Origin of the sequence: Elioraea thermophila (ex Habib et al. 2022), from assembly GCF_003336755.1 — a bacterium.
Taxonomy (GTDB): domain Bacteria; phylum Pseudomonadota; class Alphaproteobacteria; order Acetobacterales; family Acetobacteraceae; genus Elioraea; species Elioraea thermophila.
This window is the reverse complement of record NZ_QMDI01000002.1, coordinates 77,553-95,332: the sequence shown is the minus strand read 5'-3', so window position 1 is coordinate 95,332 and position 17,780 is coordinate 77,553. Positions and strand designations below refer to the sequence as shown.

Annotated in this window: 16 protein-coding genes; 9 read left to right on the top strand and 7 right to left on the bottom strand. The window is 71.9% G+C overall.

Annotated elements, in window-relative coordinates; all coding sequences use genetic code 11:
- Positions 1-11: 11 nt before the first annotated feature.
- The 4 genes from DWB05_RS02265 to DWB05_RS02250 are packed head-to-tail and all read right to left on the bottom strand — an operon-like array spanning position 12 to position 3,695.
- Positions 12-620 (bottom strand): hypothetical protein, encoded by a 609-nt coding sequence (locus DWB05_RS02265; RefSeq protein WP_114374634.1) that lies wholly within the window; start codon positions 618-620, stop codon positions 12-14.
- Positions 620-1,015, bottom strand: coding sequence for a VOC family protein (locus tag DWB05_RS02260; protein ID WP_114374632.1), 396 nt, complete (start codon positions 1,013-1,015; stop codon positions 620-622). Before DWB05_RS02260 ends, DWB05_RS02265 begins: the two co-directional genes overlap by 1 nt.
- 35 nt (positions 1,016-1,050) lie before the next feature.
- Positions 1,051-2,643, bottom strand: a complete 1,593-nt coding sequence (locus DWB05_RS02255; RefSeq protein ID WP_114374630.1) for a cisplatin damage response ATP-dependent DNA ligase — start codon at positions 2,641-2,643, stop codon at positions 1,051-1,053.
- Positions 2,640-3,695, bottom strand: a complete 1,056-nt coding sequence (locus DWB05_RS02250) for a ligase-associated DNA damage response exonuclease (protein ID WP_114374628.1) — start codon at positions 3,693-3,695, stop codon at positions 2,640-2,642. Before DWB05_RS02250 ends, DWB05_RS02255 begins: the two co-directional genes overlap by 4 nt.
- A gap of 81 nt (positions 3,696-3,776) precedes the next feature.
- Between DWB05_RS02250 and DWB05_RS02245 the strand changes: the two genes are divergently transcribed.
- The 9 genes from DWB05_RS02245 to DWB05_RS02205 are packed head-to-tail and all read left to right on the top strand — an operon-like array spanning position 3,777 to position 14,474.
- Positions 3,777-6,413: a ligase-associated DNA damage response DEXH box helicase gene (locus tag DWB05_RS02245; protein WP_232818357.1), complete on the top strand. Its 2,637-nt coding sequence runs from the start codon at positions 3,777-3,779 to the stop codon at positions 6,411-6,413.
- Positions 6,410-7,093, top strand: a complete 684-nt coding sequence (gene pdeM, locus DWB05_RS02240) for a ligase-associated DNA damage response endonuclease PdeM (RefSeq protein ID WP_114374626.1) — start codon at positions 6,410-6,412, stop codon at positions 7,091-7,093. Before DWB05_RS02245 ends, pdeM begins: the two co-directional genes overlap by 4 nt.
- Positions 7,094-7,104: 11 nt before the next feature.
- Positions 7,105-8,550, top strand: coding sequence for a cryptochrome/photolyase family protein (locus DWB05_RS02235; RefSeq protein ID WP_114376497.1), 1,446 nt, complete (start codon positions 7,105-7,107; stop codon positions 8,548-8,550).
- Entirely contained in the window at positions 8,551-9,876 is a 1,326-nt protein-coding gene (locus tag DWB05_RS02230; protein WP_114374624.1) for an NAD(P)/FAD-dependent oxidoreductase, read from the top strand.
- A complete protein-coding gene (locus tag DWB05_RS02225; RefSeq protein ID WP_114374622.1) occupies positions 9,873-10,637 on the top strand; it encodes a DUF1365 domain-containing protein in 765 nt (254 codons plus the stop codon). Before DWB05_RS02230 ends, DWB05_RS02225 begins: the two co-directional genes overlap by 4 nt.
- Positions 10,638-10,646: 9 nt before the next feature.
- Positions 10,647-11,876: an SAM-dependent methyltransferase gene (locus DWB05_RS02220; RefSeq protein ID WP_114374620.1), complete on the top strand. Its 1,230-nt coding sequence runs from the start codon at positions 10,647-10,649 to the stop codon at positions 11,874-11,876.
- 9 nt (positions 11,877-11,885) lie between these two features.
- Positions 11,886-13,205 carry an MFS transporter gene (locus tag DWB05_RS02215; protein ID WP_114374618.1) on the top strand — a complete coding sequence of 440 codons (1,320 nt, stop codon included), beginning with the start codon at positions 11,886-11,888 and terminating at the stop codon, positions 13,203-13,205.
- Positions 13,202-13,921, top strand: coding sequence for a metallophosphoesterase (locus DWB05_RS02210; protein WP_114374616.1), 720 nt, complete (start codon positions 13,202-13,204; stop codon positions 13,919-13,921). Before DWB05_RS02215 ends, DWB05_RS02210 begins: the two co-directional genes overlap by 4 nt.
- A 16-nt stretch (positions 13,922-13,937) precedes the next feature.
- Complete coding sequence (locus DWB05_RS02205) at positions 13,938-14,474, top strand: DUF3833 domain-containing protein (RefSeq protein ID WP_114374614.1); 537 nt, start codon at positions 13,938-13,940, stop codon at positions 14,472-14,474.
- A 223-nt stretch (positions 14,475-14,697) separates the two neighbouring features.
- Here DWB05_RS02205 and DWB05_RS02200 read toward each other — a convergent pair whose 3' ends face one another.
- The 3 genes from DWB05_RS02200 to DWB05_RS02190 form a co-directional block, all read right to left on the bottom strand.
- Entirely contained in the window at positions 14,698-15,006 is a 309-nt protein-coding gene (locus DWB05_RS02200; RefSeq protein WP_114374612.1) for a hypothetical protein, read from the bottom strand.
- 188 nt (positions 15,007-15,194) lie between these two features.
- Complete coding sequence (locus tag DWB05_RS02195) at positions 15,195-15,992, bottom strand: SDR family NAD(P)-dependent oxidoreductase (RefSeq protein WP_114374610.1); 798 nt, start codon at positions 15,990-15,992, stop codon at positions 15,195-15,197.
- Positions 15,993-16,010: 18 nt separating this feature from the next.
- Positions 16,011-17,021, bottom strand: coding sequence for an OmpA family protein (locus tag DWB05_RS02190; protein WP_114374608.1), 1,011 nt, complete (start codon positions 17,019-17,021; stop codon positions 16,011-16,013).
- Between the last annotated feature and the right edge of the window lie 759 nt (positions 17,022-17,780).

Below are 17,780 nucleotides of genomic sequence, written 5' to 3'. Positions count from 1 at the left end.
CTCTCCCGCGCTCAACGCCCGAGCGGAATGCGCCAGCCGAGCGCGACCACGTTCGAACCGTCGCGCACCCCACCGATCGCGCCGAAGATGCCGCTGCGGTGGTGCCAGCGCAGCACGATCTCCTCGCCTTCGCGGCCAGGGATGCCGAACGCGATCTCCGGCGAGAAGTAGTGCAGGACGTGCGACCGGTTCTCGAGCCGTACCCCGTCATCGAACCGTTCCGCATGGGGAAGGCGCGAGACGACGGAAAGCCCCGTCGAGGCGCCGAGTGCGGTGGGCACGCGGTGGGACCACGGCAAGGCGTCGAAGCGCAGGTAGAGCGCGCTCCAACCCTCCACCCCGCCGAAACGGCCGAAGCGTGCGCCCGCCCCCGCCTCGGCATCGAGCCTCAAGCCCGGCAGGGGCCGGCCGAGCCCCTGGGAAAGGGCCGCGCCCAGGAACACCTCCTGCCCCGCCTCCTCCGCGAAGGGCCGCGTCATGGCCGAGGAAAGCCCGGCACCGTCGATGGACGGACCGGCGAAAAGGGTGAGGGTGGTCTGCGGCACGGCCGCCGCAACCCTCGCCGCCAGCGCAAGGGCGAGCGCGGTCGCGACGCAGAGCCGACGGGCAGGGGGGCACATCAGCCGTAGCGGCCGTGGCGCTGCAGCACCTCGATGCGATAGCCGTCGGGGTCGGTGAGGAAGAAGAACCGCGCCATCAGCTTTCCGTCGCGGTGGAACTCCTTGATCGGCTCCGGCGCGAGCCCCGCTGCCGCAAGCCGCGCATGCTCGGCATCGAGGTCATCGACCGCGACCGCGACGTGGCCGTAGCCCTCGCCGCGCGCATAGGGCTCGGTGCGGCCGTGATTGATGGTGAGCTCGATCTCGAACGGGCTCTCCTCCCCGCGCAGATAGACCAGGGTGAATGTGTCGAACATGAAACGATCGGCCACCTTCAGCCCGAGCGCGGTTTCGTAGAAGGCGACCGAGCGTGCCTCGTCGAGCACGCGGATCATCATGTGGATGGGTTTGGCCATCGGGACCTCCCGGATCTGGTCAATGGGGCGGCGGTTCACGCCGCATCGCGGCGGTTCTCGACCAGTGCCAGCACCTGCGCAAGCCGATCGGCCTCCGCTGCCGGCTTGTCGGTGCGGATGCGGTTGACGCGCGGGAAGCGCAGCGCAACCCCCGAGCGGTGCCGGTTGGAGAGCTGGGCAGCGTCGAAGGCGATCTCGAGCACGAGCGACTTCTCGACCTCGCGCACCGGGCCGAAGCGGGCGACGGTGTGGTTGCGGATCCAGCGATCGAGCCAGGCGAGCTCGGCATCCGTGAAGCCGAAATAGGCCTTGCCGACCGGGACGAGCTCGCCCTCATCCGTCCACACCCCGAACGTGTAGTCGGAGTAGTAGGAGCTCCGTTTGCCATGGCCGCGCTGGGCGTACATCAGCACGGCGTCGATGACGAAGGGGTCGCGCTTCCACTTGAACCACGGCCCCTTCGGTCGGCCGGGCACGTAAGGGGAGGCGCGGTGCTTCAGCATCAGCCCCTCGATGCCGGCCTCCCGGGCGGCAGCGCGGAGGGCGGCGAGCTCGTCCCAAGAGCGGAACGGAACGAGCGGGGACAGATCCATCCGCGGCGGGGAGGCTCGCCTCACCCACGCCTCGAGCCGCGCCCGCCGTTCGTCGAACGGCAGATGCCGCACATCCTCCGCCCCCTCGTACAGCAGGTCGTAGAGGCGGATCATCGCCGGATGGTCGCGCAGCAGGCGCGAGGAGACCGACTTGCGGTTCAGCCTCTGCTGCAGCTCCGAGAACGGCGCGACACGGCCGTCGCGTACGACGAGGAGCTCGCCGTCCAGCACGGCATGCAGGCCGCGCAGCGCCTCGGCGACATCCGGGAAGGCCGCCGTGATGTCCTCGCCCGCGCGCGAAAAGAGCGCCACTCCCCCTGGGCCGGCGCAGGCCTGCACGCGGATGCCGTCCCACTTCCACTCCGCGCGGTAGTCGGCGGGGTCGAGGTCGGCGAGGTCGGCCTCCTCCAGCGGGTTGGCGAGCATCGGCGGGCGGAAGACGGGACGGTCGGCGCTCAGCGGCATCGGCCCGCGCCCTTCGAGCCAGGCGAAGAGGGCGAGGTAGGGCGGGGCGGTCGCGGGCCAGGCTTCCTCGATCGCGTTGACGTCGACACCGTAATGTTCCGCCAAGGCGACCTTCACCAGGCGGGCGGACACACCCACGCGCACCCCCCCGGTGATCAGCTTGATCAGCGCGAAGCGTGCGGAGGCGTCGAGCGAATCGAGCCAGCGCGCAAGCAGGGCGGGAAACTCGGCCCGCGAGACGCCGCCTAGGGCGGCCACCACCTCGGGCAGCGTGGGGGCGGGACCGGGAGGCGTGGCGGGGCTCGGCCAGATCAGGCTCACCGTCTCTGCGAGGTCGCCGACGTAGTCGTAGGACCAGCCGAACAGCACGGGGTCGGTCCGTTCCGCCACCAGGGCGCGGATCAGCCCGGGCTTGGCGGCGGAGAAGGCGAGCTCGCCCGAAATGGCAGCCAGGCCCCAGCCGCGCTCGGGGTCGGGTCGGGTGGCGATCCAGTCGCGCAGGAGCGCGATCTTGGCACTTCGCGCGGGGGAGAAGACCAGGCGTTCGAGCAGGTCGGCGAAGGGGGTCATGCCGCCACCTCGCCTGCCGGCAGCGCTTCGGGGCCGCCGCCCTCGTCCTCCTCGCCGCGGCCGACGAGGGAGAGGGCGCGGCCGCGGATGCCCCGCGCGGCGAGCGCGTGGATCAGTGCCTCCTCCCGCCCATGCGTCACCCAGACCTCGCGTGCCCCGCTGAGCTCGGCGGTGGCGTTCAGTTCGTCCCAATCCGCATGATCGGAGATGACGAGAGGGAGTTCCACGCCGCGCGACTTGGCGCGCTGGCGCACGCGCATCCAGCCCGAGGCGAGCGCCACCACGGGATCGTGCAGGCGCCGCGCCCAGCGGTCCTGGATCGCGCCGGGGGGCGCGATGACGAGCGCGCCCCTCAGCGCCGACTTATCGGCCGCGGTGGCCGGGCGGAGGTCGCCGAAGTCGTGACCGAAGGCGCGATAGACCTCGATCAGCGGAAACAGCGCACCATGCAGGAAGATCGGCGCATCGTAGCCCGCTCCGCGCAGGAGCGCGATCAACCTCTGCGCCTTGCCGAGCGCATAGGCCCCGACGACGTGGGTGCGGTCGGGGAAGAGGGCGAGCGAGCGAAGCAGGCGCGCGATCTCGCCCTCGGCCAGCGGGTGGCGGAACACGGGCAGGGCGAAGGTCGCTTCGGTGACGAGGAGGTCGCAGGGGATCGGGGCGAAGGGCGCGCAGGTGGGTTGCGGGCGGGGGCAATAGTCGCCGGTGATGACGACGCGCACGCCCCGCCATTCGAGCAGGACCTGCGCCGAACCCAGCACGTGCCCGGCGGGGAAGAGGGTGATGCGCACGCCGTTGACGTCGAGGCTCTCGCCATAGGCGAGCGGCTGCTGCGTGAGCCCCGCCCGGCCCTCGCCGAGGCGGCGGGTCATCAGGGCGAGGGTTTCGGGGGTGGCGAGCACTGCGCCGTGCCCCGGCCGGGCGTGATCGGAATGGGCGTGGGTGATGAGCGCGCGCGGCACGGCGCGGGCGGGGTCGATGAACAGGTCGGCCGGTTCGCAGTAGAGGCCCTCGGGGCGGACGGAGAGCCAGGTTTCGGGGTGCGGAGTCATCGCCGGCGATGTGGGCCCCGCCCGCCGGGCCGTGAACCCCGGGGGTGTGGCGGAGGAACGGGGCGCGCCTACACTGAGGGCGTGCCGGAGCCCATCCCTGCCCCGCCCGACCTCGCCCCCCTCCCCGCGCCGCTCGCGGCCTGGTTCGCGCGCCGCGGCTGGCAGCCGCACCCGCACCAGCGCGCCGTCCTTGCCGCCGCCCGCGCGGGCCGCTCCGCCCTCCTGCTCGCCCCCACCGGAGCGGGCAAGACGCTCGCGGGGTTCCTGCCCACCCTCGCCGACCTCGCGGAAACTCCTCGCCCCGGGCTGCACACGCTCTACGTCTCTCCCCTGAAGGCGCTCGCCGCCGATATCGCGCGCAACCTGGAACGCCCCATCGCGGAAGCCGGACTTGCCATCACCCTCGACGTCCGCACCGGCGACACCGATCAGGCGTCCCGGCGACGCCAGCGGGAGGCCCCGCCCAACATCCTGCTCACCACCCCCGAGAGCCTCGCCCTCCTCCTCTCCTTCCCGGACTCCGCCCGGCTGTTCGCCGACCTGCGCACGGTGGTGGTGGACGAGATCCATGCGCTTGCCGGCACCAAGCGGGGCGATCAGCTCGCCCTCTGCCTCGCCCGACTCGGCACCCTCGCCCCCGGCGCGGTGCGCATCGGGCTTTCGGCCACCGCGCCCTGGCCCGACCACCTCGCCGCCTTCCTCTCGGCGGATGGGCGCGGCACGGGGGTGGAGCGGATCGCGGCTCCGCCCGGGGCGGCGCCGGCGATCGAGATCCGCCTGCCCGAGGGCCCGCTGCCCTGGTCCGGCCACATGGGGCTGATGGCGGCGGAGGCGATCTACCGCCTGATTCGCGCCCATCGCTCGACCATCGTCTTCGTCAACACCCGCGCCCAGGCGGAACTCGTCTTCGCCGCGCTGTGGCGGCTGAACGACGACGCACTGCCGATCGCGCTGCATCACGGCAGCCTCGCCCGCGACCAGAGGCTGAAGGTCGAGGCGGCGATGGCGCGGGGCGAACTCCGCGCCGTGGTCGCCACCTCCTCGCTCGATCTCGGCATCGACTGGGGCGAGGTCGATCTCGTCGTCCAGGTCGGCGCACCGAAGGGGGTGTCGCGGCTTTTGCAGCGCATCGGGCGGGCCAACCACCGCTGGGACGAGCCCTCGCGCGCGGTCCTCGTTCCCGCCAACCGCTTCGAGCTGCTCGAGTGCCTCTGCGCCCTGGATGGCGTGCGCGAGGGGGCGCTGGACGGCGACCCGTCCCCCCCGGGCGGGCTCGACGTGCTCGCCCAGCACGTCATGGGCACGGTCTGCGCCGGGCCGATCCATCCGGACGAGCTCTACGCCGAGGTGACGCGCGCCGCCCCTTACCGCGACCTCGCGCGCCGGGATTTCGACGACGTGGTGCGTTTCGTCGAGGACGGGGGCTACGCGCTCTCGGCCTACGAGCGCTACCGGCGCCTCTTCCGCGACGCCGAAGGCCGCCTTCACCTCGCCGATGAGCGGGCGGCGCGGCGCTGGCGGCTCAACATCGGCACCATCGTCGAAGCCCCCCTCCTCAAGGTGAAGCTCGGGCGTGGCTTCGGTGGCGCGACCTTGGGCGAGATCGAGGAGTACTTCGTTTCCCTCCTCAACCCGGGCGACACGTTCCTGTTCGCCGGCCGCCTGCTGCGCTTCGACCGCCTGCGAGAGACGGTGGTGGAGTGCTCGCCAGCCCATGGCGACGACCCGAAGGTCCCGGCTTACGCGGGGGGGCGTCTGCCGCTCACCACCTATCTCGCCGACCGCGTGCGCGCGCTGCTGCAGGATCGCCGCCGCTGGCAGGGGCTTCCGGCGGACGTCGCCGAGTGGCTCGAGCTGCAGCGCCGCCGCTCCCGCCTGCCGGGGCCCGCCGACCTCCTGGTCGAGACCTTCCCGCGCGGCGGGCGGTGGTTCCTGGTCGCCTACTGCTTCGAGGGGCGGAACGCGCACCAGACGCTGGGCATGCTGCTGACCCGGCGCATGGAACGGGCGGGTTTCCGTCCCTTGGGCTTCGTCGCCACCGACTATGTGCTCGCCGTGTGGTCGGCGGCGGAACCGCGCGACGTCGCCCGGCTCTTCGACGAGGAGATGCTGGGCGAGGACCTGGAGGAGTGGATGGCCGAATCGTCGCTGCTCAAGCGAACCTTTCGCCATGTCGCGGTGATCGCGGGCCTTGTCGAGCGCAACCACCTCGGTGGGGCGAAGACCGGGCGGCAGGTGACGGTGAACACGGACCTGATCTACGACGTGCTGCGCAAGTACGAACCCGACCACGTGCTGCTGCGCGCCACCCGGGCGGATGCCGCGCGGGGCCTCGTCGATGTCGGCCGCGTGGCGCTCATGCTGCGGCGCGCGCGGGGGCGCATCGTGCACATGGCGCTCTCCCGCGTCTCCCCGCTCGCGGTTCCCGTGCTGCTCGAGGTCGGCAAGGAGCACGTCGCGACCGGCGAAGGGCAGGATGCGTTGCTCGCCGAGGCCGAAGCCGCCCAGCTTCTCGCCGAGGCGCGCGGCGAGGCCGACCCCCCGGCCGTCACCCCGCCTCCGCTGCGCGCCGAACGCCCCGTCCACCCCGTCCATCGCGCCAACGTGGCGCGCGACCGCAAGCGCCGCCCCGGCGGTATCGCCCTCGGCACGCAGGGCCGGGCCACCCTGCGCACCATCCGCTCCCGACGCCAGGCCTCGCTGCCTTTGCCCGAATGACCGCCGCCCCCGTCCATCTCCTCGGCGAGCGGCTGATGCTCGACCCCGCGGGCGCGCTGTGGTGGCCGGCCCGCCGTCTGCTCGCCATCGCCGACCTCCATCTCGAGAAGGGCTCGGCGCTGGCCGCACGGGGCTCGCTCGTTCCCCCCTACGATTCGCGCGCCACGCTGGAGCGGCTCACCCGGCTCGTGCGCCTTTATCGGCCCGAGCGTCTGCTCCTGCTCGGCGACTCCTTTCACGACCCCAAGGGCGCGGCGCGCCTCGGCGCGGCGGAGCGGGAGGCGCTGGCCGCGCTCTCCCGCCTCACCGCGATCACCTGGCTCGCGGGGAACCACGACCCGGGTACGGCGGAGGAGGTGCACGAGCCTCCTCTCACCTTCCGCCACGTCCCGCGTGGGGAGACGGGGGAGGTCGCGGGGCACCTGCACCCCAAGGCGGCGGTGACCGTCCGCGGGGCGTGGGTGGCGCGGCCTTGTTTCGTCGCCGACTCTCGCCGCGTGCTGCTGCCCGCCTTCGGCGCCTACACGGGCGGGCTCGACGTGCGCGACCCCGCCATCCGCAGCCTTTTTCCGCGCGGGGCACGGGTGTTCCTGCTCGGCAAGGACCGGCTGTTCAGTTTCCCGTTGGCGGCCGCCGCCCCGCTTTCGGAACCAGCCGCCAAGGCCATGTCAGGCGCGTGAACGACGCCGCGATGTCCGCCCCCGTTCTCATCTGGTTCCGCCAGGACCTGAGGCTCGCCGACAACCCGACCGTCTCCGCCGCCGTTGCGGCCGGGCGGCCGGTGATCCCCATCTTCGTGCTGGATCGCGAGAGCCCCGGCCGCTGGGCGCCGGGTGGTGCCTCCCTGTGGTGGCTGCACCATTCGCTGGCGTCGCTCGATCGGTCGCTGCGCGCGCGGGGGTCCCGCCTGATCCTGCGCCGCGGCCGGTGGGAGGAGGCGATCCCCCGCCTCGCCGCCGAGACGGGTGCCACCCTGGTGCTCGCGAGCCGGCTCTACGAGCCCTGGGCCCGCGAGGCCGACAAGCGCACGGCCGAGGCGCTGCGCCGGGTGGGCGTGGATATCCGCGGGTTCAACGCCTCGCTGCTGTTCGAGCCCTGGACGATCCGGACCAAGACGGGTGGGCCCTACGGCGTCTACACTCCCTTCTCCCGCGCCTGTTTCGCCGCCGGGCCGCCGCCGAAGCCCCTGCCGGCGCCCGACCGTCTGCCTGCGCCCGACACCTGGCCCGGCTCGGACGATCTCGCCGCGTGGCGCCTTCTGCCCACCGCGCCCGACTGGGCCGGGGGCCTGCGCGAGACCTGGACCCCCGGCGAAGAGGGGGCGGAGGCGCGGCTCGAACGCTTCCTCGCCCGCGGCCTCGCGGCCTATGCCGAAACGCGCAACCGGCCCGATCTCGACCTCACCTCCGGCCTTTCGCCTCACCTCCATTGGGGCGAGATCTCGCCCGCCCGCGTCTGGCATGCGGTCGAGGCCTCCGCCCACGCCCACAGCCTCTCCGCCGAAACCTTCCTCAAGGAACTGATCTGGCGGGAATTCTCCTACCACCTGCTGTGGCACCGGCCGGAGATGCCCGACGAGCCGCTGAAGGCCGATTTCGCCCGCTTCCCCTGGCGCGAGGACCCGGCCGCGCTCAAGGCCTGGCAGCGCGGGCGGACGGGCTACCCCATCGTCGATGCCGGCATGCGCCAGCTCTGGCACACCGGCTGGATGCACAACCGGGTGCGCATGATCGTCGCCTCCTTCCTGGTCAAGCACCTCCTGCTGCCCTGGCAGGACGGCGAGGCGTGGTTCTGGGACACGCTGGTCGACGCTGACCTCGCCTCCAATTCCGCCTCGTGGCAATGGGTGGCGGGAAGCGGGGCCGACGCCGCACCCTATTTCCGCATCTTCGCCCCCGTCACCCAAGGGCAGAAATTCGACCCGAAAGGAGACTACGTGCGACGCTGGATCCCCGAACTCGCGAAACTGCCGGCGGACGTGATCCACGCGCCCTGGACCGCGCCCCCCGTGGTGCTTCGGGACGCCGGCGTGGAGCTCGGGCGAAGCTACCCGCGCCCGATCGTCGATCACGCCGCCGCCCGCGCCCGGGCACTCGCCGCGCTCGCCACCATCACCCGCGACAAGGTTCCCGCCTGAATGCACGGCACGCTTCCTCCGCCGCGGCGCGAGCGCATCGCGGTGATCGGCGCCGGCATCGCCGGGCTCTCCGCCGCGTGGCTGCTGCGCGACGCGCACGACGTGGTTCTCTACGAGGCAGAGCCGCGCCTCGGCGGCCACGCCGACACACAGGCGGTCGAGGTCGCGGGCGAGCCGGTCGCGGTCGATACGGGCTTCATCGTCTACAACGAGGTGAACTACCCCAACCTCGTCGCCCTCTTCGCCGCCCTCGGCGTGGCGACCGAACCCTCCGACATGTCGTTCTCGGTCGCCCGGCTCGATCGCGACCTCGAATACGCAGGCGGCAGCTTCGCCCAGCTCTTCGCCGACCCGCGCAACGCCCTCTCGCCGCGCTTTTGGGGCATGCTCGCCGACGTGCTCCGCTTCTACCGCCGCGCCCCTGCCTTGCTCGCCTCCGGCGACGATGCGCTCACCTTGGGCGACTATCTCGACCGCGAGAGGTATGGTGCGGCCTTCGTGCACGATCACCTGCTGCCGATGGGGGCGGCGATCTGGTCGGCCTCCGTCGCCGGGATGCGCGAGTTTCCCGCCCGCGCCTTCGTGCAGTTCTTTCAGAATCATGGACTTCTCAGGCTGTCTGACCGTCCGCGCTGGCGCACCGTGACGGGCGGGTCGCGCCGCTACGTGGCGAGGATCGCGGCAGCCCTGGGCCCTCGCGTGCGGGCAGGCCGCCCGGTGGTCGCGGTGCGCCGCGATGGCTCAGGCGTGTGGATCCTCCGCGAGGGCGACGTTCCGGAACGCTTCGACCGCGCCGTGCTCGCCGTTCACGGCGACCAGGCCTTGCGCCTCCTCGCCCCGCCGACGGAGGCCGAAGCCCGCATCCTCTCCGCCGTGCGCTACCAGGAGAACCGGCTCGTGCTGCACACCGACGCGGCCTTGATGCCGCGGCGGCGCAAGGTGTGGTCGTCCTGGAACTACCTCTCGACCGGGGTGGCGGACGAGACGCAAGCCGTTTCCGTGAGTTACTGGATGAACCGGCTGCAGAACCTGAACACGAGCCTGCCCCTGATCGCCTCGCTCAACCCCTTCCGGGAGCCGGATCCGCGCTCGGTCCTGATCGAGCGACTGTATCGCCACCCGCAGTACGACCCCGCCATGCTCGCCGCCCAGAAGGCCCTCCCCGCCATCCAGGGGCGGGATCGCGTGCATTTCTGCGGTGCGTGGTGCGGCTACGGCTTCCATGAGGACGGTATCGCCTCGGCGGTCCGTGTGGCCGAGGCGCTGGGGGCGCCCCCACCCTGGCGCAGCACCTCCGCCCCCGCCCCGGGCGAGGCCCTGCCGTGAGCGTGGCCCCCGCGCAGCTCCTCACCGCGCGGGTGGTGCACGTGCGGCACCGCCCGTTCCGGCACCGGCTCGACTACCGCATCTGGTCGCTGCTGCTCGATCTTGATCACGTTGCCGAGGCGGCGCGTGCCTCGCGCCTGTTCCGGCTCGAGCGCCCAGGCCTCGTCTCGTTCCGGGCGAGGGATCATGGCGCCCGCGACGGCTCCCCCCTCCGCCCGTGGGTGGAGCGCCAACTTGCCGCGCAGGGCCTGCCCGCTCCCGCCCGCATCCGCCTGCTCGCCCTGCCACGCGTGTTCGGCTACGTCTTCAACCCGATCTCGCTGTTCCTCTGTTCGGACGGCGCCGGTCGCGACAGCGCCGTCGTCTACGAGGTGAAGAACACCTTCGGCGACCAGCACGCCTATGTCGCCGCGCTCGCGGGCGAGGGGCCGCACCGCCACGCTGCCGACAAGACCTTCCACGTCTCGCCCTTCATCGGCATGGACGCACGGTATCGCTTCACGCTGTCGCTGAAGGACGACCGCTTCGGCCTGGTGATCGACGAGACGGAAGGGGGCGAGCGGCTGCTCACCGCCTCCATGGTGGGGCGGCTCGAACCGATGACCGACGCTGCCCTCGCGCGATCCTTGCTCCGCTTCCCTTTCGTCACGCTGAAGGTGATCGCCGGCATCCACTGGCACGCCCTCCACCTCTGGCGCAAAGGGGCACGCTACCATCGCTACCTGCCTCCGCCGGAGGTCGAACCCACCCCCGCCCGCTGAGCCTCGCGCATGTCGGTTTCCGAAGACGTCCTGCCCCGCCCAGCCGACGCCCCTTCGCCTCCGCGCGGCCTCGCCGCGCGCGCCCTGCGGCTCGCCGGGCTGATCCGGTCGGGCGAGCTCACGCTGATCCTGCCCGACGGGTCGGTGCACCGGGTTGTCGGCGACCGGCCAGGTCCGTCGGCCGTGGTGCGCCTTCGGAGCTTGCGGGCGGTACGCCGCTTCGCCTTCGGCGGTTCGCTCGGCTGGGCGGAGGCCTGGCTGGATCAGGATTGGACCACGCCCGACTTGCGGGCAGTGATGGCGTTGGCGGCGGCGAACGAGGAGGAGTGGCGGCGCGTGCTGAACGGCCGGCCGCTGATGCGCTTCCTCTCCCGCCTCGCCCACCGTTTCCGGCCCAACACGAAGCGGGGCGCGCGGCGCAACATCGCCGCCCACTACGACCTCGGCAACGACTTCTACGCCGCCTGGCTCGACCCCACCCTGACCTATTCCTCAGCCGAGTTCGCCGACCCGGCAACCGAGACGCTCGAGCAGGCGCAGAGGCGGAAGGTGCACAACCTGATCGCCGCCCTCGAACTCCGCCCCGGGGCCCGGATCCTCGAGATCGGCTGCGGCTGGGGATACTTGGCCGAGACGGCGGCGCGCGAGTTCGGCCTCTCCGCCGTCGCCATCACCCTCTCGAAGGAGCAGCACGCCTACGCCTCCGCCCGCATCGCCGCCGCAGGCCTTGCCGATCGCGTCGAGGTGCGGCTGCAGGACTATCGCGACGTGCGCGAGAGCTTCGACGGCATCGCCTCCTGCGAGATGTTCGAGGCGGTGGGCGAGCGCTACTGGCCGGCCTTCTTCCGCACCGTGCACGAGAGGCTTCGCCCGGGCGGGCGGGCGGCGCTGCAGATCATCGCCATCGCCGACCGCTTCTTCGACGACTATCGGCGCGGCGCCGACTTCATCCAGCGCTACGTGTTCCCTGGCGGCATGCTGCCCTCGCCGGGCCGGCTGCGCGCGGAGGTGGGGCGGGCCGGTCTCGTCTGGGCCTCGGACACCTGGTTCGGCGCCTCCTATGCCGAAACACTCGCACGTTGGCACGAGCGGTTTCGCGCCGCTTGGCCCGCGCTTGCCGCCTCGGGCCGCTACGACGAGCGGTTCCGCCGCCTGTGGGAATACTACCTCCTCTACTGCGAGACCGGGTTCCGCGCCGGCTGGATCGATGTCGGGCGGATCGTGCTCGCCCGGCCCTGATCGGTCGCCATGCCTTCACCTGCGCGGCGTCTGCCGCGCCCGATCCTTGCCGCCTACGGGCTCGCCGCCTTCCCGCTCGCCATCCTCGGCCTGCCGCTGAACGTCTACCTGCCTGCGTTCTGGGGGGAGACGATGGGGCTCGGCTTCTCCACCGTCGGCGCCGTGCTGCTCGCCACCCGGCTGCTCGACGGCATCACGGATCCGCTGGCCGGCGTGCTCTCCGACCGCACGCGCTCCCGCTTCGGCCGCCGCCGGCCCTGGATCGCCGCCGGCGGCGTGATCGCCGCGCCGGCGGTGTGGCTGCTGTTCGTGCCCCCCGAGGGCGCGGGGCCGCTCCATCTCTTCGTCTGCGCCTCCCTGGTCTATTTGGGTTGGACTCTGATCAACGTGCCGCATTCGGCCTGGGGGGCGGAGCTCTCCACCGACTATGACGAGCGCGCGCGCATCACCGCTTGGCGCGAGGCGGCCACCTTGGGCGGCATCGTCGCCTCGGCTCTGGTGCCCGTCCTCGCTCCGGGGGGCATCGCCGCCGACCTGCGCAGCCTCGCCACCGTCACGCTCGCCCTTGCCGCGCCGGCGTTGCTTCTCCTGCTGAGCGCAGTGCCGGAACCACCGCCGCCGGCGCGGCGCGCCCCGCGCCGGCCGCTGCGGGAAACGATCGCCATCCTCGCCCGCAACCGCCCGTTCCTGCGGCTTCTCGCCGCCTGGATCGTCAACGGCGTCGCCAACGGTCTTCCCGCCGCGCTGTTCCTGCTCGTTGTCACCCACCTGCTGCGCGCCGAGGCGCAAGCCGGCGTGCTTCTGCTCGCCTACTTCCTCGCAGGGATCGCCGCCGTGCCGTTCTGGACGTGGCTCGCCACCCGAACCTCCAAGCACCGCGCCTGGTGTCTCGCCATGCTCTGGGCCTCGGTGGTGTTCGCCTTCGTGCCCTTGCTCGGGCCCGGCGACTGGCCGGCCTTCCTCCTCATCTGCGTGCTGACGGGCGCGGCCTTGGGGGCCGATCTCGCCCTTCCCCCCGCCATCCAGGCCGACGTGATCGACCTCGACCACCTGGAGGGCGGCGTGCCGCGGGCGGGCCTCTTCTTCGCCGCCTGGTCGATGGCGCAGAAGGGTGGCAACGCGCTGGCCGTGGGCCTCGGCCTGCCTCTGCTCGAGGCGCTCGGCTTCCGGGTGAGCGACGGCGTGGCGCAGGGGCTCGGCGCCCTTGTCCTCCTCTACGCGACGACGCCGATCGCGCTGAAACTCGGCGTGGCGGCGCTGATGTGGCGCTTCCCGATCGATCGCGCGGCGCAAGGCGCGATCCGGGCCCGCCTCGAGGGGCGGGCGTGAGGCTTGAGCTGCCTTCGCGCTTCACCGGCATCCGCGTCGTCGGTGACGTGCACGGCGAGGCCGCGCCCTTCCGGGCCGCAGTGGAGGGGGCGCGGGCAGCGCGGCTCTTTCTGCTGCAGCTCGGCGATCTCACCGATTACGGCCCCGATTCGCCCGGCGTGCTCGCGCTGATGCTCGACCTTCTCGAGCGGGGCGATGGTGTGGCCCTGCTCGGCAACCACGACCAAAAGTTGGCGCGGGCGCTCGCCGGGCGCCCTGTCCAGATCGAACCGGAAGGATTGGGACGGACGCTGGCGCAACTCGAGGCCCGGCCGGACCGCGCGGCGCTGGTGGCGCGCACCACGGCGGCGCTGGCGCGCGCACCGCTCTGGCTCCTCTGGCGCGATGCCCTGTTCGTGCACGGCGGCTTTCACACCGACATGCTGACCCGACCGTCTCCCGTAGGGGCCGAGGTGGGTCGGCCCGACGCGCTGGCCGCGCGCGCCCTGTTCGGCGAGACGGTGCGGGGCGAGGCGGATGCGCGGGGGTTCCCCCTTCGTCGGATCGACTGGGTGCATCGCATTCCGGCCGGGCTCACGGTCTATTGCGGGCACGACAATCGCGGTGCGGGCGGTCGCCCCCATGTGGTGGAAGGGCGCCTTGGCGGGCGTGCCGTCTTCCTGGACACGGGGGCGGGCAAGGGGGGCGTGCTTTCCTGGCTCGACCTCGCGGTGTGATCGATCGAGGGAACGCATGCGACGCATCATCGCGGGGCTTGCCGCGCTTCTTCTTCTCGCCGGCTGCGGAGGGGGCATGAAAGTCGAAACGTTTGCCGGGCGCACGCCCGAACTGAAGCTCGAGGAGTACTTCGTCGGGCGGATCAAGGGCTCTGGCCTGTTCGAGGACCGCTTCGGCACGGTGCGCCGCACCTTCACCTTCACCATGGAGGGGCGGATGGAGGGCAACACACTGATCCTCGCCGAGGATTTCCTCTATGACGACGGCGAGCGGAAGCAGCGCGTGTGGCGGCTCGCGCGCACCGGCGACGGCACCTGGGAGGGCCGGGCGGACGATGTGGTCGGGGTTGGCATCGGGCGTGGTGCGGGCAATGCCTTCCAGCTCACTTACGTGCTCAAACTGCCGGTGAGCGGGTCGGTGTGGGAGGTGCGGTTCGACGACTGGCTGTTCCGCCTCGACGAGGAGACGGTGCTCAATCGGGCCAACGTTTATCGCTGGGGCCTCTGGATCGGCCAGGTGATCACCACCATGCGCAAGCTGCCGGCGGGCTGATGGCGGCAGCCGCCGGCCGCTGCGCAGGGGTCGGGTCGTGCCACGCGGCGGGCGCGTCGCCCTGGCGCGCGGAGCCGGTGCCTTTCAGGCCGGCGACGCAGGCGCGGCGTGAGGCGCCGGCGTCGTTCATTCGCAGCCGGCAGAACATCGGGTGAAAGGCGCGGATGAGGCGATTTGCCGGGAAGACCCCTTTCGGCGATTCTTGCTTCGGTGCTGCGAGAGATCAGCTGGCGGTCTCGAGCAGGGCGGGTTCCACGCGCGCTTCATTGCGCTCGCGCGCATAGGCCTGCAGCACGCGCTCGGGCGGAATGGTGCGGGCCACCTCGCCCGACTTGTCGAAGAATTCGAGCACCACGACGCCCGCTTCGCTATCGAAACGGAGCGACGGGTTCAGCAGCGGAGGCGGCAGGCCAATCCGCGCCGCCTGTGCGCCCGGCGACGGCGCATCGGCGCCGCCGGCCGGGGCCGTGCCGCTCCGCCATGCGGCGAGGCCGGAGGGGGAGCCGGCAGCACTCGCACTCGATGCAATCATCGTTTTGCCCTCCTGGCCTGGCCGATGACGCCAACGCGGCGCCACCGCAGCCGGCCGATCGGCCTCCGCAGGCGACCGCCCCATAAGGGAACCCGCCCGATGGGCCCGAAGCCGATGGCGCGCCAACCTGCGGAGGCTCACGCGTCAGCCTGCCAGGGAAAGGGTTAACAAAGAGTTAACGGTGCGCCTCAGCGACGCCCGGTCGTCAGCCCCACCAGCGGGAAATAGAGCGCATAGGGCAGCACGCGCAGCGTCTTCAGGATCGCGACGAACCGCCACGGGAAGGCGATCTCGAACCGCCCGCGCGCGAGCCCGTCCGCGATCCGCTCCGCCGCCCGCTCCACCGGTATCAGGAATGGCATCGGAAAGTCGTTCTTGTCGGTGAGTGGCGTCTTCACGAAGCCGGGGTTGACCAGGTTGATCATCACCCCCGTCCGGTCGAGGTCGAATTTCAGGCTTTCGCTCATCGCGATCAGCGCCGCCTTGGTCGCCCCGTAGGCGATGGCGCGCGGCAGGCCGCGATAGCCGGCGACGGAGGAGACGATCGCCACCTGCCCGCCCCGGCGGGCGATCATCGCCGGCATCACGGCGGCGAGCGCGTTCGCCGTGCCCAGCACGTTCACCTTCACCTGCAGGGTGAAGGCAGCGAGGTCGAAGCCTTCCGCACTGTCCGGCAGATACGTGCCGGCATTGAGGACGGCGAGCGCGATCGGTCGTCCGCCCCGCGTCTCCACCTCCCGCACCGCCTGCGCCACCGCCTCCGGCTCGGTCACGTCGGCCGGGGCGGGCAGGATGCGGCCCGCGGGCGCTTCGGCGGCAAGCCGCGCCAGCTCCTCCGCCCGGCGTGCGGTCACCGCCACCGTCCAGCCGCGGCGAACGAGCTCGAGGGCGAGCTGCCGGCCGATCCCCGACGAGGCGCCGGTGATCCAGGCAAGACCGTCCTCGGGCCGGGCCGGTCGAGGCTGGCGCCCCTCGCCCTCAGCCATGCTCGCCCCTCCGTCGCCTCATCGCTTCACGATCTCCACCCGCCGGTTCTGCGCCTTGCCCTCGGCCGTGTCGTTGGACGCCACCGGTGCGGCCATGCCGGCACCGAAGGCAGTGAGCCGGGCCGCGGGGATGCCGAACTCGCGCGTGAGAATCGCCACCACCGCGGCGGCGCGCCGGCGCGAGAGATCGACATTGTAGTCGAAGCCGCCCTGGCTGTCGGTGTGCCCGACCACGATCACGGCCACCTGCGGATTGGCCCGGAGATACTTCGCGATCTCTTCGATCGCGGGCCGCGAATCGGGGCGAGGGTCGGCGCGGTCGGTGTCGAACAGGATGCCGTAGAGCGCGACCTTGCCCGAGGCCGCGATCGCGCGGGCCATCTCGTCGGCCGAGACGACGACCACCTTGTCGCGTTCCATCCCCTTCGTCTCGAGCACGTCGACGAGCGTGGCGGGCCCCCCGCCGGGCGCGTTCGGCACGCCATAGAGCGAGACCCAGACGTCGCCCTCCGCCCTCTCCCAGCGCAGCAGGGCATAGACGCCGCCCTCCCAGTTCGAGGGCATGATCGTCTGCTTGATCGGCGGTTCGTTGACCACGGCGAACCAGAGATCCGACCCCGAACCGCCGCACTCGGCCATGCGGCAGGTGAACACGACGCCGAAGCCGAGCCGCTCAAGCCTCTCTTGCAGGTTGCGCACCACCTCCAGCGGCGAACGGTCGGCCGGGCCCGTGTAGACGAGGCGCGTGAGCTTGCCGGCCACCGCCACCGAGTTGCCGGCATCGAGCCTCGGCTGGCCGCCCTGGCGGTTGCGCACCGCGGCGGTGGGGAAGCGGGTCTCCTCGTAGTCGCGCACCTGGCGGAAGCGCTGCTGGGACCCCTCGTAGCGGCCGACCAGAGGGTGGTCTTGGCCCTGCGCGGCCTGCGCCGGTGCGCGCTGGGCTGCGGGCTGCTGCCGTTGCTGGGCCTCGACCGCGACGGGGGCGGCAAGGAGGGCGAGGGCAAGGGTGGTGATGGTCAGGCGGCGCATGGCGGAGGGCCTCTCCCCTTAGGATGGGCGGTCAGTCTGGCCCAGGGGACGTGAACGGATCCACCACACCGTTCGGTCGGCGTTCGCGACAGGCCGTATCGAGGGGGCGCGTTCGCGTGCTCGTCTCGTTCCGGCGTCGTCATCGCGATGGGCGGCTGGCAGTCCTTGCTCGGTCGGCAAGCGCCGGGGGATCCTCCGTCATTGCCCGGATCGTGCGGCGGATGCGCCTGTCACCGATCGAACCCGGCGACGCGCTGCGACATGGCACGCCGCCGGAGGAGGCGGGGTAGGGGATCATCGACATTGCGCGGCCACAACGTTCCTTCTCCGGAAGGCGCGGACGCCATGGCGTTCTCCTGCTTCCACCAAGAGCGACAGGAACTGACGCACTCGACGACGGCGAGGTTGACCCGATTGCATGCCCGATGACAGTGTCCTGGAAGGACGGATGATGATCGCCTTTTCCCGATCGAGTGTCGCAAGGTTCACGAGGGATCCATCAGGATCACGCACCGGGGGGCGAGGAACGGTTGGGCGCACCCCGCCTCCGCCCTCTCGCGAAGGAGGCGGATCGTCTCGCCAGGCGATGGCCGCCCTCGATCTGCCGGGAGCGAGCCCCGTGCGGTTCACCGGCTGGTCGCGGCGCGCCCGCCACGGTGCCGAGTCGAGGAACGTTTTGATGTCATGACAATGACCTCTCCCGCTCGTTCCGGCGCGAATGACAGTTCGTGCCGTGTCACCTTCGGGACGGCCAGCCGT